This is a genomic window from Halopseudomonas yangmingensis, assembly GCF_900114825.1.
In the GTDB taxonomy this organism is placed as follows: domain Bacteria; phylum Pseudomonadota; class Gammaproteobacteria; order Pseudomonadales; family Pseudomonadaceae; genus Halopseudomonas; species Halopseudomonas yangmingensis.
In genome coordinates, this window is record NZ_FOUI01000007.1 from 70144 (window position 1) to 83889 (window position 13746).

14 protein-coding genes are annotated in these 13746 nt (G+C 57.0%); 7 read left to right on the forward strand and 7 right to left on the reverse strand.

Annotated features, from left to right (window positions below; all coding sequences use genetic code 11):
* Nucleotides 1-83 precede the first annotated feature (83 nt).
* The 4 genes from BMZ23_RS08305 to BMZ23_RS08320 are packed head-to-tail and all read left to right on the forward strand — an operon-like array spanning nucleotide 84 to nucleotide 4101.
* On the forward strand, nucleotides 84-896 hold the full coding sequence (locus tag BMZ23_RS08305; protein ID WP_093475349.1) for a crotonase/enoyl-CoA hydratase family protein: 813 nt from the start codon (nucleotides 84-86) through the stop codon (nucleotides 894-896).
* 30 nt (nucleotides 897-926) lie between these two features.
* Nucleotides 927-2612: a FimL-related protein gene (locus BMZ23_RS08310; RefSeq protein ID WP_093475352.1), complete on the forward strand. Its 1686-nt coding sequence runs from the start codon at nucleotides 927-929 to the stop codon at nucleotides 2610-2612.
* Nucleotides 2605-3441 (forward strand): NAD(+) diphosphatase, encoded by an 837-nt coding sequence (gene nudC / locus BMZ23_RS08315; protein WP_093475355.1) that lies wholly within the window; start codon nucleotides 2605-2607, stop codon nucleotides 3439-3441. Before BMZ23_RS08310 ends, nudC begins: the two co-directional genes overlap by 8 nt.
* A 54-nt stretch (nucleotides 3442-3495) precedes the next feature.
* On the forward strand, nucleotides 3496-4101 hold the full coding sequence (locus tag BMZ23_RS08320; protein ID WP_143069575.1) for a hypothetical protein: 606 nt from the start codon (nucleotides 3496-3498) through the stop codon (nucleotides 4099-4101).
* Nucleotides 4102-4158: 57 nt separating this feature from the next.
* Here the strand turns inward: BMZ23_RS08320 and BMZ23_RS08325 are convergent, their stop codons facing one another.
* The 4 genes from BMZ23_RS08325 to BMZ23_RS08340 form a co-directional block, all read right to left on the reverse strand.
* Nucleotides 4159-4926 carry an SDR family oxidoreductase gene (locus BMZ23_RS08325; RefSeq protein WP_093475361.1) on the reverse strand — a complete coding sequence of 256 codons (768 nt, stop codon included), beginning with the start codon at nucleotides 4924-4926 and terminating at the stop codon, nucleotides 4159-4161.
* A gap of 29 nt (nucleotides 4927-4955) precedes the next feature.
* The gene (locus BMZ23_RS08330) at nucleotides 4956-6023 is read right to left on the reverse strand and encodes a phosphotransferase family protein (protein ID WP_093475364.1); all 1068 of its coding nucleotides are present in this window, start codon (nucleotides 6021-6023) and stop codon (nucleotides 4956-4958) included.
* 151 nt (nucleotides 6024-6174) lie between these two features.
* Nucleotides 6175-6489, reverse strand: coding sequence for an SCP2 sterol-binding domain-containing protein (locus BMZ23_RS08335; protein ID WP_093475367.1), 315 nt, complete (start codon nucleotides 6487-6489; stop codon nucleotides 6175-6177).
* 58 nt (nucleotides 6490-6547) lie between these two features.
* A complete protein-coding gene (locus tag BMZ23_RS08340; protein WP_093475370.1) occupies nucleotides 6548-7249 on the reverse strand; it encodes a histidine phosphatase family protein in 702 nt (233 codons plus the stop codon).
* A 176-nt stretch (nucleotides 7250-7425) separates the two neighbouring features.
* Here BMZ23_RS08340 and sohB point away from each other — a divergent pair, with 176 nt between their 5' ends.
* Nucleotides 7426-8445, forward strand: a complete 1020-nt coding sequence (gene sohB, locus BMZ23_RS08345; RefSeq protein ID WP_093475372.1) for a protease SohB — start codon at nucleotides 7426-7428, stop codon at nucleotides 8443-8445.
* Nucleotides 8446-8454: 9 nt separating this feature from the next.
* Nucleotides 8455-9441 (forward strand): YhdH/YhfP family quinone oxidoreductase, encoded by a 987-nt coding sequence (locus tag BMZ23_RS08350; protein ID WP_093475375.1) that lies wholly within the window; start codon nucleotides 8455-8457, stop codon nucleotides 9439-9441.
* A gap of 92 nt (nucleotides 9442-9533) precedes the next feature.
* On the opposite strand, the gene BMZ23_RS08355 is transcribed toward BMZ23_RS08350, so the two are convergent.
* The 3 genes from BMZ23_RS08355 to cysK all read right to left on the reverse strand — a co-directional run bounded on the left by BMZ23_RS08355 (nucleotide 9534) and on the right by cysK (nucleotide 12746).
* Nucleotides 9534-9740, reverse strand: coding sequence for a cold-shock protein (locus tag BMZ23_RS08355; protein WP_036989629.1), 207 nt, complete (start codon nucleotides 9738-9740; stop codon nucleotides 9534-9536).
* Nucleotides 9741-9968: 228 nt separating this feature from the next.
* Nucleotides 9969-11684, reverse strand: coding sequence for a bifunctional isocitrate dehydrogenase kinase/phosphatase (gene aceK / locus BMZ23_RS08360; RefSeq protein ID WP_093475378.1), 1716 nt, complete (start codon nucleotides 11682-11684; stop codon nucleotides 9969-9971).
* Nucleotides 11685-11771: 87 nt separating this feature from the next.
* Nucleotides 11772-12746, reverse strand: a complete 975-nt coding sequence (gene cysK / locus BMZ23_RS08365) for a cysteine synthase A (RefSeq protein WP_093475381.1) — start codon at nucleotides 12744-12746, stop codon at nucleotides 11772-11774.
* Between the two features lie 131 nt (nucleotides 12747-12877).
* Here cysK and BMZ23_RS08370 point away from each other — a divergent pair, with 131 nt between their 5' ends.
* Nucleotides 12878-13723: an AAA family ATPase gene (locus BMZ23_RS08370; protein ID WP_093475384.1), complete on the forward strand. Its 846-nt coding sequence runs from the start codon at nucleotides 12878-12880 to the stop codon at nucleotides 13721-13723.
* The last annotated feature ends 23 nt before the right edge of the window (nucleotides 13724-13746 follow it).

Genomic DNA, 13746 nt, shown 5'->3' on the forward strand with positions numbered 1-13746 from the left:
CTGTTACAGCGGCTGGCTGGCTTGGTATAGTCGGTGACGAATAGCCGGAGAGCCGGCCATACCTCTGATCAGGAGTTATACGCATGACTGAATACCAGAGCCTGCTGGTTGAGCAGCAGGGCCACATTGCCCACATTCGCATCAACCGTCCGCAGAAGATCAACGCCATGGACGCGCCCTTCTGGGATGAGATGGTGCGCGCCTTTGATTGGGTGGATCAGACAGACAGTGTGCGTGTGGCGGTGATCTCTGGTGAGGGCAAGCATTTTTCCGCAGGCATTGATCTTTCGTTGCTGGCTCAGGCGGCTTCAGGCATGGGAAGTGACATAGGTCGCAATGCCGAGCGTATTCGTCGCAACATTCTGCGCCTGCAAAAAGCATTCAATGCCGTTGATTACTGCCGCAAGCCGGTAATTGCAGCCATTCATGGCTATTGTATTGGTGGAGCAATTGATCTGATTTCGGCCTGCGATATGCGTTATGCCAGCCGTGATGCGGTTTTCTCGATTAAGGAAATCGACATGGGAATGGCCGCCGATGTTGGCACCCTGCAGCGATTGCCGCACCTGATTGGCGATGGCATCATGCGTGAACTGGCCTATACCGGACGCAATTTCGATGCAGCCGAAGCGCTGCGCATGGGTCTGGTCAATCAGGTGTATGACGACCATGGGGCGCTGCTCGAAGAGGTCATGCAGCTTGCCCATACTATCGCAGGCAAGTCGCCGGTGGCGATCCGCGGCACCAAGGAAATGATCCGTTTTGCCCGTGATCACAGTGTTGAAGACGGTCTGAACTACATTGCCAGCTGGAATGCATCGATGTTGCAGTCCGAGGATTTGAAACTGGCCATGCAAGCGCACATGACAAAGAAAAACCCTGAGTTCAAAGACTGATCAAGCACAACAACCATCGCAGGGATGATCATGGAGAACAACAAGAAGATGCAGACTGGCGCACATTCGCTCGACCTGATCCGGGATGAGCTGTTCGCCAGCATGGGTGAAGTCGAAGACCTGTTGCAGCAGTATCTTGAGGACCGTAGCAACGGCAGCCTGTTGCAACAGGCGATAGACGGCATGCAGCAACTGCGCGGCACGCTTGCCCTGGTGCAGCTCAAGGGCGGAGCCTTGTTGCTAGAGGAAATGGTCGCGCTGGGCAATGAGATACCCGTGCATGATGGCGATAGCCACAATGCCGCGTTGTCTGCGATTTGCGACAGTCTGTTCCTGTTGCAGCGCTATCTGCCCTTGTGCCGGCAGAAGGGCGCTGAAATTCCCGAATTGCTGCTTCCTGGCATCAACCAGTTGCGTGCCCTGCGTACAGCGGCGACACAACTGAGTGATAGCCATTTCTGGGATCTGGATCTGGCGACGATCGATCTGCGTCAGCGTCCGGCAGGTAATCCTGTTGATGCAAAAACCCACGGTCGTCTGCGCCAGATGTACCAGATTGGCTTGTTGGGTTTGTTGCGCAATGAAAATCTTTCATCTTGCAGGCCAATGTTGCAACGCGCTCTACAGCGTCTTCAAGGCACTGTGGATGCGCGGACGGTGACCCTGTGCTGGATGGCTGATGCAGCTCTTGAGGCCATCGAGCAGACGCCCTTGCGATTGGATCCAATGCGTAAACGGCTGTTTGGGCGGCTTGATCGCGAACTGCGCAGCCCTGGCCAGGCATCCGATGAGAGTTTGCATGCTCTGGTCAAGGAGTTGCTGTATCTGGTCGCCCTGGGTCGTGATGGCCTGCCGCTTGCGGATGCGGTAAGCACAGCCTGCCAGCTGCCACTACCCGACTGCACAGAAGCCGAGCTGGAATCGGCATTTGCCAGCTTGCGAGGTCCCGGCCTGGATGTGATGCGTTCAGTCGCCGAAGCGCTGCAGGAGGAGATTGCCGCTTGCAAGGACATGCTCGATTTGCTGGCACGTAACGCGGCGGACGTGGAGCAGACGCTGGACAGTCTGGGGCAAGCCCTCGAGCGACTCTGGAAGACGCTGTCGATGCTCAATCTGAACGGCGTGTCTGCCTTGTTGCGTGCTGCTGCCCAGTCCCTGGAAAACTGGCAGGCAGGCGATGTAGACAGCCTGGAGCAGGTGGCTGATACCATTTTGCAGGTCGAGCGTGCCGTTGGGCGTTTGCAGAGCGAATTGCTTGATCCGGGCTCGGACCACAAGGGTTCCAACGATGCCGGCAATTTGCCGGTGGAGCTCAAGGAAGCGCGGATTGTACTGATTGACGAGTCTCAGGCCGGCCTGGCGCTTGCCAAACGATCCATTACCGCTTACCTCGAATCGGGTCTTGACCGGATGCACCTGCTGAATGTTCCGACCACGCTCGAAAGCGTACGCGGGGCGTTGACCTTCCTCGGTATGTCTCGCGCTGCTGCGGTTGTCGAACAGGCGGCACGTTTCATTCAGGAAGTGATGCTCGCAGAGAACGCCAACCTCAGTGATAACCAGCTGGAAACTCTGGCTGATGCCCTGTCGGGGATCGAGTTCTATCTTGACTCCAGTGAGTTGTCTGCCGTCACGGCAAGAGACATCCTGCGGTTGGCCGAGGACAGCATGGAATCCCTTGGTTATCCGGTAGGCAGTGACGCGGCACATGATTGACCGGACGTCAAGCTTCACACCGCTGGCAGGCGTGCCGCAAAGCACTGCACAGCGGGTTGTGCTGATCAGCGGGGAGCTGGTTGCAAGCCTGGACGGGCGTGTATTGCTCGATCCCGATCAGGCACGCTTTCTGGTGGACGTGTCCGGGCGAATCAGTCTTGGGCATGTGGATGGACAATTGTGCGAAATGTGGCAAGTGGCACATCCCGACTCGGCCGGGGGGCTGGTCTGGCATGAATTGCGCAGCGTTATTGGTCAGGTTGACTCGCTGACCTTCAGGGTTCTGGGGCTGGCCAGACAGCTTGCCGAGTGGCAGCAGAGTCATCGCTATTGCGGTAGCTGCGGAGCGCCAACCCGACTGGTCGAGACTGAGCGGGCATTGCAGTGTGAAGCCTGCGATTTGCGGCAATACCCCAAGCTGGCACCCTGCGTAATTGTTCTGGTGACGCGGGGAGAGGAGTTGCTGCTGGCGCGGTCACCGCGCTTTCGCCCCGGTTTTTTCAGCACCCTGGCAGGCTTTATTGAGCCGGGCGAATCGGCTGAAGAATGTGTTGAGCGTGAGGTGGCTGAGGAGGTCGGCTTGCGCATCGGACAGTTACAGTATCTTGGTAGTCAGAACTGGCCTTTCCCCAATTCCCTGATGCTGGGCTTTCATGCCAGTTACCTGTCCGGCGATATCGTTCCCCAGCCGGGCGAGATTGAAGAGGCTGACTGGTGGCATCCGGATCATCTGCCGGGATTGCCGCCGCAAGGCAGTATTTCGCGCTGGCTGATTGATTGTCACCTTGCAGACTTGCGTGGCGAGCCCCGACCTCCGATTCCTCACTGAGAGCCCTTGAGCATGCTGCAATTTATCGGCCTTGGCGTCATTCTGTCACTTCCGTTGCTGTTGCTGCTGGTTTTGTTTGTGCGGCTGGTATGGCGCCGCCAGTGGATCGCTGGCTGGCTATACGGGAATGTGCTGGTGCTGTTTGCCGTCGTGCTCGTAATTGGTGGCGCGGCTGCTTGGGAGCTGCAGAGTTTTCGATCGCTGGCTGTCTCTGAGCCTGTGCTGAAGGTGAAGGTCAGCCAATTACAACCCGCGCTCTATCGTCTGACACTGGATCAGGCCGGCAAACGGCGGATATTTGATGTCTCGGGTGATTTGTGGGAGCTGGATGTTCAAGTGTTGCGCTGGAAAGGACTGAGTGCGGCGATTGGTCTGGAAGACGGCTATCGGCTGCATCAGCTACGAGGACGCCATCTGGGCCTGGAAGAACAACAGCGAACCATTGCACACAACACCCATCCGCTGCACGGATCGCCATCCTGGCGGGATCTGTGGTTCTGGCTTGAACGTTGTGACCGGCCTGTGCTTGTTGAAAGTGATGCTTTTACGCTGGCCTATATGCCTCTTGCGGACGAGGCGGAATTTGCTGTGCGCATCGGTGTTACCGGTCTGATACCGGAGCCGTTGAATGCTGCTGCAATGCGTGCCCTGAGGCCCTGAAAGTCGGGGCTGCGGAAATATCCGGCAGCCCCGTGTGCCCTGTCAGGAAGGTACTGATCAGGAGAGCATGCCGCCATCCACGTTGATGGCAGTGCCTGTGGTGTAGCTGGATGCGTCGCTGACCAGATACAGCACTGTGCCAGCCATCTCGCTGGGGTCTGCAGCACGACGCAGCGGAATGCGTTCCAGCGCACGCTTGAGAATGGCGTCATTGGTGGTCAGGGCCGAAGCAAACTTGGTGTCGGTCAGGCCTGGGAGCAGGGCATTGCAGCGAATGCCGAATTGCGCGCATTCCTTGGCAAACACCTTGGTCATGTTGATTACGGCGGCCTTGGTGATTGAGTAGATGCCTTGAAGCTCGCCAGGTACTATGCCGTTTACTGATGCCACATTGACGATAGACCCGCTACCGTTCTCACGCATCAGCTTGCCGGCTTCGACAGACATGAAGAAGTAGCCGCGAATATTCACATCAACGGTTTTCTGGAAAGCACCAAGATCGGTATCCAGTACGTTACCGAAGTAGGGGTTTGCGGCCGCATTGTTTACCAGAATGTCCAGCTTGCCGAACTTTTCACGGATTGCCTGAACTGTGGCGCTGATCTGATCCATATCACCAATATGGCAGGCCATGGCCACGGCCTTGCCGCCGCTGGCGGTAATGGCATCTGCTACCGCCTGGCAGTCATCGAGCTTGCGGCTGGAAATAATAACCTGAGCTCCCTGTTGGGCCAGCAGGCGTGCAATGGCTTCACCGATACCACGGCTTGCACCGGTTACCAGGGCAACTTTGCCGTCGAGGTCGAACAATTGGGTTTTTTGCATGGGTCGGTCCTGTTGGATGTCGATAACGCTCAAAGCGTCGATTTTTTAATGACGGCAAGACTCATCTGTTCCAGCAACCGGTTCATGTGAATGAACTGGGCGAAGCGCTGGTCGCGTGTCTGGCCATGGAAATAACGGTAGTAGATCTGTTGGACAATGCCGGCAAGACGGAACAGGCCGTAGGTGTAGTAAAAGTCGACGTTGTCGATGCGAATGCCGGCGCGCTCGGCATAGTAGTCGACGAACTCCTGGCGCGTCAGCATGCCGGGTGCATGGCTTGGCTGGCGGCGCATCAGTTGAACCGGCGCCGGGTCGCTCGCTTCGATCCAGTAGGCAAGACTGTTGCCGAGATCCATCAGCGGGTCGCCGATGGTGGTCATCTCCCAGTCCAGTACGCCGATGATGCGCATGGGATTATCCGGATCCAGTATCACATTGTCGAAGCGGTAGTCGTTGTGAACCAGTCCCGGCTTGGGGTGGTCCGCGGGCATCTTGTCGCGCAGCCATTGCATGACGTCAGTCCAGGCTGGCGCATCTTCGGTCAGTGCGCGCTGGTAGCGCTCAATCCAGCCCTCTATCTGGCGTTTTACATAGCCTTCCGGCTTGCCAAGGTCACCCAGTCCGCAGGCCTGATAGTCGACATTGTGCAGTTCAACCATGCGGTCGATAAAGCTCTTGCAGAGTTCACGCGTGCTCTGTTCATCAAGTCCCAGTTCTGCCGGCAGGTCTGCCCGCAGAATGACTCCCTTGATGCGCTCCATGACATAGAATTCGCAGCCAAGTACGGACTCGTCGGTGCAGTGCACGTAGGCTTTGGGGCAGTAGGGAAAGCCGGCATTGAGCTGGTTCAGAATGCGGTATTCGCGGCCCATGTCGTGGGCGGACTTGGCCTTGTGACCGAAGGGGGGGCGCCGCAGCACAAAGTCCTGTTGGGGATAGCTGATCAGATAGGTCAGGTTGGAGGCGCCGCCGGGGAACTGGCGGATTTGCGGACTTCCTTGCAGGCCTGGAATGTGTTGCTTGAGATACTCGTCAACGCGTGCTGTGTCCAGCTCCTCGCCTTCGCGAATACCGGTTGCTTGATCGGTCAAAGTCATGGGTCGGTCTGCTACCTGTTGCAATAGTGGCAGTCAATCTAACCGACAGGGGCAGGGGCAACAAGCTGGAACGGGCGTTTGAAAGCGTTTATCAGGCAGGGTGTTGTTTGTGGATTGGCCGGGGTGATGAATCACCCCGGCCATGTCCGCATCAGGCCGGGAACAGCTCGCTGAGCTTCAGTGCCAGCATCATGTCGCCTTCGGCGCGCAGCTTGCCAGCCATGAAGGCCTGCATGCCATCGGTCTCACCGGTCATGACGCCAACCAGAGTGGCAGTGTCCATGATCAGGGTGACGTTCGGAGTGCCGGCATCGCCCTGGGCGACGGCGCAGGTGCCATCCTTGACGGTGACGTTGAAGTTTTCACCGTCTTCGATGCTGAACTGGAATACCAGATCCAGGCCGGCGGCAGCGCTGGCGTTGAACTTGGATTCCATATTGCTGATGATGTCTGCAACAGTGGTCATTGGCCTGTCCTTATCTGTGTGTCATTTCAAAGGGTTCAACCCTTGGGCGGGTTGCGGGTCATCTGTAGGTCACCAGGTCGGGGCGGGGGTCAATATCAAGATGGGCCCGGCAATTGAAGCCGGCCAGACTGATTTTTTCCCGGCCGAACTGCAGGCGGGTTACAGAGGTATTCACGATCTGCCAGTTGAGCTCGAAAGCGCTTGCAACAGGCATTTGCGTGATTTGTTGTACGGCTGCGGTAATCGCGCCACCGGACGTAAAAACAGCAATATCATTACCGCTGTCGGCCTCACGCTGCAAACGCTGCAGGCCGTTGAGGACCTTTTCGGCATAGTGTTGCCAGCTTGGGCAGCCAGCAGGCAGCGCTGTGTCGCTAACCCACCAGCCAATTATGCGGCTGAAGATTTTCTGGAATTCCTTGCGGTGCTGCCCGGCGTTTTCAAGATAGAGCATCGCCTCAGGCTGGCTCTCCAGCAGTCTGGGCAGATAGGCCTTGATGACGGTGTCCGCGGGATATTCATTGAATGCAGGGTCTGACTCAAAGAGTCCGGTTGATCCGGTCATTTGTTGCAGTGCATGTTTGGCGGTATCAGACTGGCGCAACATGCTGCCGCTCAAAATCCGCTGGAAAGTCACTGCGGTTCGTTGCAGGTGCTGGCCAAGAACCTGAGACTGGATCACACCAAGCGGCGACAGCACGTCATAATTGGCTGCCCCGAGTGAAGCCTGTCCATGTCGGATCAGATAGATGCTGCCCACTGTGTTTACCCGCCTTGTTGATCTGTCTGAGGGTATGAGTGCCGGCAAGGGCTGTCAACAAAAATCATACGATCGTTTGAATTCCTCTGTTGCCGGAGGTGTCCGCAGTGTTGTCTGCATCCTGTATGCTCTAGGCAAACACTAGATCAATCCAGCTAGACCAAGGAGCCTGCAAGGTGGAGTGGATGTCCGAATATGGCCTGTTTCTGGCCAAGGTTATGACCGTCTTGTTGGCGGTTTTGGCGGTTATGTTGATGGTCGCTGTCAGCCGTGGGCAGCGTCGCCGTGGCGAAGGGGAGTTGCAGGTGACGCCGCTAAACCAGCGGCTCGAGCGCATGTCGGACCGTCTGGCCGCGAGTGTTCTGTCTCGCCCCGGACTGAAACAACGCAACCGGGAACGCAAACGTCTGGACAAGGCGCGGGAAAAGGAAGCCGAGAGTCGCCCGAGGGTATATGTGCTGGATTTCCACGGCGACATCAAGGCCAGTGCACTGGAAGGGTTGCGCCACGAGATTACCGCAGTGCTTGAACTGGCACGCCCCAAGGACGAGATTCTGGTTCGACTGGAGAGTGGGGGAGGTATGGTCCATGCTTACGGTCTGGCTGCGGCACAACTGGTGCGTGTCCGCGAGGCCGGCATCCCGCTGGTGGTCAGTGTTGACAAGGTGGCTGCCAGCGGTGGTTACATGATGGCGTGTATTGGAGATCGTATTTTGGCTGCGCCCTTTGCCATGCTCGGTTCTATTGGCGTGATTGCGCAGTTGCCCAACTTCAATCGATTGCTGAAGAAGCATGATGTGGATTTTGAGATGCTGACGGCAGGCGAGTACAAACGGACCCTGACACTTTTTGGTGAAAACACCGAGAAAGGTCGGGAGAAATTCCAGCAGGATCTGGAAAACATCCACAAGCTCTTCAAGGAGTTTGTCAGTCGTTACCGGCCTGAACTCAATGTTGGCGAAGTAGCTACCGGTGAGGTGTGGTTTGGTAGTGAGGCGCTGGAGCGCTCACTGGTTGACAGCCTGATTACCAGCGACCAGTACATCAGTAGCAGGGTGGCAGATGCAGACCTGTTCGAGGTGCATTTTGTCGTGCGCAAGCGCTTGCAGGAAAAGCTTGCCGGCAGCTTGTCGACAGCTGTCGACCGCTTGCTGCTGACATGGCTGTCGCGTTTGAACAAACAGTATTTTCATTAGGAGTGGCACATGTCTCAATTCAAGGCACTGGTAGCACAGGAGCAGGATGGGCAGTTCAAGTTGGCACTTGCCGAGCGGCACATTGATGATCTGCCGGCTGGAGAAGTACTGATTCGCGTGCGCTACTCATCACTCAATTTCAAGGATGCCCTGTCGGCCACGGGCAACCGCGGAGTCACTCGCAGCTATCCGCATACACCGGGTATTGATGCTGCCGGCGTGGTGGAAGCGTCTTCGGTAGGCGAGCTTGCGCCCGGTGATGAGGTGATTGTTACCGGCTATGATCTGGGTATGAACACCTCTGGTGGGTTTGGTCAGTACATTCGCGTGCCGGCTGCCTGGGTGCTCAAGCGTCCGTCTGCCTTGTCGCTGCGCGACAGCATGGTGCTGGGTACCGCTGGCCTTACGGCGGCGCTCTGCATTGACAAGCTTGAACAGGCCGGCCTGTCGCCCGATGACGGTCCGGTTCTGGTGACCGGGGCTACAGGAGGGGTGGGCAGTATTGCGGTGGCTCTGCTGTCACGCCTTGGTTATGAGGTGGCTGCATCCACGGGCAAGGCGCTGCAGGCTGATTTCCTGAAAGGTTTGGGTGCCCGGCAGATCGTTGATCGCAGTGTGCTGGAAAGTGGCAAGGAAAAGCCCTTGCTCAAGGAACAGTGGGCCGCAGCAATCGACACTGTGGGTGGCGATATTCTGTTCAATGTGCTCAAGTCGCTGCGTTACGGCGGTAGTGTCGCCTGCTGTGGGCTGACTGCCGGTGTGCAGTTCCAGGCCAGTGTGCTGCCATTCATCTTGCGCAATGTGAATCTGCTGGGCGTTGATTCTGTCGAGCAACCGCTGGTGGTCAAGGCGTCGATCTGGGATCGCCTGTCGGTACAGTGGAAAACCGATCTGCATAACCTAGAGCATGAGGTGTCACTGTCGGAATTGCCTGAACAGGTTGAGAAGATTCTTGCGGGCCGCATGATTGGCCGGGTGGTCGTGCGCGTCGATTGAGCAGGATATTGCACCCACAAAAAACCCCGGCAAGCCGGGGTTTTTTCAGAGCTTGAGTGCTGCGGCCTAAGCCGGCACCCAGTCAGCAGCTATTAGCCGATGATCTGGATGTTTGCAGCCTGCTTGCCCTTGGGACCAGTAGTGATGTCGAAGGACACCTTCTGGTTCTCGGCCAGCGACTTGAAGCCCTGTACCTTGATTTCGGAGAAGTGGGCGAACAGATCATCACCGCCACCGTCCGGAGTAATGAAGCCAAAACCCTTGGTGTCGTTGAACCACTTAACAGTACCAGTTGCCATTTCGGATAATTCCTATTCAGTTTTGTTAAACGAGCCGAAGCTCATCAAGCGTGGGAATCAAAGATTACGAGAATGACAAACTTACGTACTGTTTAGTGCGCTTGCAGCCTACAACTCTATCTTGAAAACCTACGCGCTTGACGGTCCGGCAAAAGCCGGTGCCCGTCAAACGGATTTCAGTATACGCCAGATTCGGAAAATAACACCCCCGAAAGGTAAAAATATTCCTCAGCCTTCGCCGCCGCCGCGGCGGTAGGGAAAAACGTCGAGTACCTGACCTTCCAGAATGCGTTGTTGGATGCCTTTCCAGTAATCGGCTTCGAACAGATCGCCGTGCAAGCTGGCAAACAGTCTGCGATGTCGGATGTCAGCAAACAGGAATACCGGAAACTCCTCCGGGAAAACATCATTCGGCCCGACGGAGTACCAGGGCTCGCTCGACATTTCCTGTTCCGGGTACATGGCTTCGGGAATGTGCCGGAAGTTCACTTCTGTCAGGTAGCTGATTTCGTCGTAATCATAGAAGACCACGCGGCCGTGACGGGTGACGCCGAAGTTCTTCAGCAGCATGTCGCCGGGAAAGATATTTGCCGCAGCCAATTCCTTGATTGCCTGACCATAATCCTGCAAGGCTTCGCGAGTCTGGGTCTCGCTGGCGGTTTCAAGGTAGATGTTCAGCGGTATCATCCGGCGCTCGGTCCAGCAGTGACGGATCAGGATGGTGTCGCCTTCTTCGACCACGGTGGAGGCGGCGACTTCCAGCAATTCGGCGAGACATTCAGGTTCGAAGCGGTCTCTGGGGAAGCGGAAATCGGCAAACTCCTGAGTGTCTGCCATCCGGCCAACCCGATCGTGGCGTTTTACCAGCCGGTATTTTTCGATCACAGTCGAGCGTTCAATATTTTTTGAAGGGGCAAACTTGTCCTTGATGATCTTGAAGACAGTGTTGAATCCGGGCAGCGTGAATACACTCATCACCATGCCACGCACACCTGCAGCCATTTCAAAACGGTCGTCAGTGTGCTCCAGGTGGTCGATCAGTCCGCGGTAAAACTCCGACTTGCCCTGTTTATAGAAACCTATGGCGGTATAGAGTTCGGCAACGTGTTTGCCGGGCATCAGTCGCTTTAGAAAACGTATCAGCTTGCGTGGAACAGGAGCGTCCACCATGAAATAGGAGCGGGTAAAGGAGAAGATGATCGATACTTCGCTCTCGTCCGTAATCAGCGTGTCAACAGCAATGCCTTTGTGCTCATGATGAATCAAGGGCAAAACGAAAGGCCATTGCTCGCCCTGACTGAGCACGCGACCAACCAGATAAGCGCCCTTGTTGCGATAGAACACCGATTGCACCAACTCCACAGCCAGTTGGGTATCCATCTGAGCCCAGTCAGGCAGGCCGCGGCGAAGCTGTGCCACTATCATGGCCTGGTCGCCCACCGGATCTGCCCAGGGCACATCAAAACTGAATTCTTCAAGAATTTCCCGCACCAGGTTTTCCAGTGATCCGTTGGAGACAAAGCCTCGGGTCAGCTGCACCCGGGAGGGGATCCGGTGGGCCGGGCGCGTGCTGTGGACGAACATGGTCTGATCGCTGATCAATTCGTGCTGGTGCAGGCTGCAGAAAATCGAGTTGAACCAGGTTTCTGCCAGCTCGTCATCAAAGCGTCCATTTATGATGTCGATGTAAGCCAGGCGAATTTCCGGCCAGCGTGATGCGTCCAGAATGCCGCTCTGCTCGGCTTGCAGCAGCAGGGCGTCAGCGGTGACCTGTACCTGTTCCTCGTAGAGGTTGATACGTGCGGTTGACGCCTCCTGTATGCCGTCCCATTGAGCCAGCTCAAAGCGCAGGCGCGCACCTTCAGTGATGTCACGAAAAGCTGCGCGATACAGGTCGAAACCATCAAGTATCAGTTGCGCAATGCGAGAGGCAGAGTAGGGCATGGGCGAGTATCCGGGAAGCTGGAAATAAGGCAGTTATGCGTGCACTGCCTGGCAACGGCCTGCCGGTGGCAGGCCGTTGCCAGGGAGTTACTGGATATTTTCCTGCTCGGTGAACAGGTCACTGAACAGCATGCTGGACAGGTAACGTTCGCCGGAGTCAGGCAGTACCACGACCAGCGTCTTGCCCTGCATCTCAGGCTCATGGGCAATGCGCACAGCCGCGGCCATGGCGGCGCCACAGGAAATGCCGCAGAGAATGCCTTCCTCTCGCATCAGGCGCAGAGCCATGGCCTTGGCTTCGTCGTCGCTGACCAGTTCGGCGCGGTCAATCAGCGTCAGGTCGAGGTTGCCGGGAATAAAGCCGGCACCCAGTCCCTGGATCTTGTGAGGGCTGGGGGTCAGTTCCTGTCCGGCCAGTGCCTGGCTGATTACCGGTGAGCTGGTGGGTTCTACCGCCACGCTGATGATTGGCTTGCCACACTGCTGCTTGATGTAACGCGATACCCCGGTCAGGGTACCGCCGGTGCCAACACCGGCGACAAAGACGTCAATGGCACCGTCGGTGTCCTGCCAGATTTCTGGTCCGGTGGTCTTTTCATGAATAGCCGGGTTGGCCGGGTTCTCGAACTGTTGCAGCAATAAATGATCAGTAGGACTGGCGGCCACGAGTTCGCCGGCTTTGGCGATCGCACCCTTCATGCCCTGAGCAGGTTCGGTCAGCACCAGTTCAGCACCCAGCGCCTTGAGTACCTTGCGCCGCTCAAGACTCATCGAGGCAGGCATGGTCAGCACCAGCCGATAGCCACGGGCGGCGGCAACAAAGGCCAGAGCGATGCCGGTATTACCGGAGGTCGGTTCGACCAGAGTCATGCCGGGCTTGAGTACGCCACGCTGCTCGGCATCCCAGATCATGCTGGCACCAATGCGGCACTTCACCGAGTAAGCCGGGTTGCGGCCTTCGATCTTGGCCAGAATGGTGACGCCGGCGGGGCCGAGACGATTGATACGGACCAGTGGGGTATTGCCGATGGATTCGGCGTTGTCGGCGTAGATCTTGCTCATGACGGACTCCTGCTCATTCAGTCAGTGAATACTACATCCCGGTTCACACTGCTGCTACCGTCACGTTATAGTCATGCGCCCCGGGCGAGCACTGCGTCGCCGCCGTTATAGATTCCGTTGAGGACAACCGAATGAAATTCGAAGGTACCGCTTCCTACGTTGCCACCGACGACCTGAAGCTGGCAGTGAATGCTGCCATCACCCTGCAGCGCCCGTTGCTGGTCAAGGGCGAGCCGGGCACCGGCAAGACCATGCTGGCCGAGCAACTGGCTGAGTCGCTGGGTGCCAAGCTGATCACCTGGCATATCAAGTCGACCACCAAGGCCCATCAAGGTCTGTACGAGTACGATGCGGTCAGCCGCCTGCGCGACTCGCAACTGGGTGAGCAGAAGGTTCATGACATCCGTAACTACATCAAGAAGGGCAAGCTGTGGGAGGCCTTCGAGTCTGACCAGCGCGCCATTCTGCTGATCGACGAGATCGACAAGGCCGACATCGAGTTCCCCAACGACCTGTTGCAGGAACTCGACAAGATGGAGTTCTACGTTTACGAGACCAACGAGACGATCAAGGCCAAGCATCGCCCGATCATCATCATTACCTCGAACAACGAGAAGGAACTGCCAGACGCCTTCCTGCGTCGCTGCTTCTTCCATTACATCGCCTTCCCTGATCGCGACACCATGAAGAAGATCGTCGAGGTGCATTTCCCCGGCATTCGCAACGAGCTGGTGGCCGAGGCAATGGACATCTTCTTTGACGTGCGCAAGGTGCCGGGCCTGAAGAAAAAGCCCTCGACCTCCGAGCTGGTGGATTGGCTTAAGTTGCTGATGGCGGACGAGATCGGCGCTGAAGTGCTGCGCGAGCGGGATCCGACCAAGGCCATCCCGCCAATGGCCGGAGCGCTGGTGAAAAACGAACAGGACGTGATGCTGCTGGAACGCCTGGCCTTCATGACCCGCCGGCAGAATCGCTGAGACGGTACAATTCAAGGGGGTGC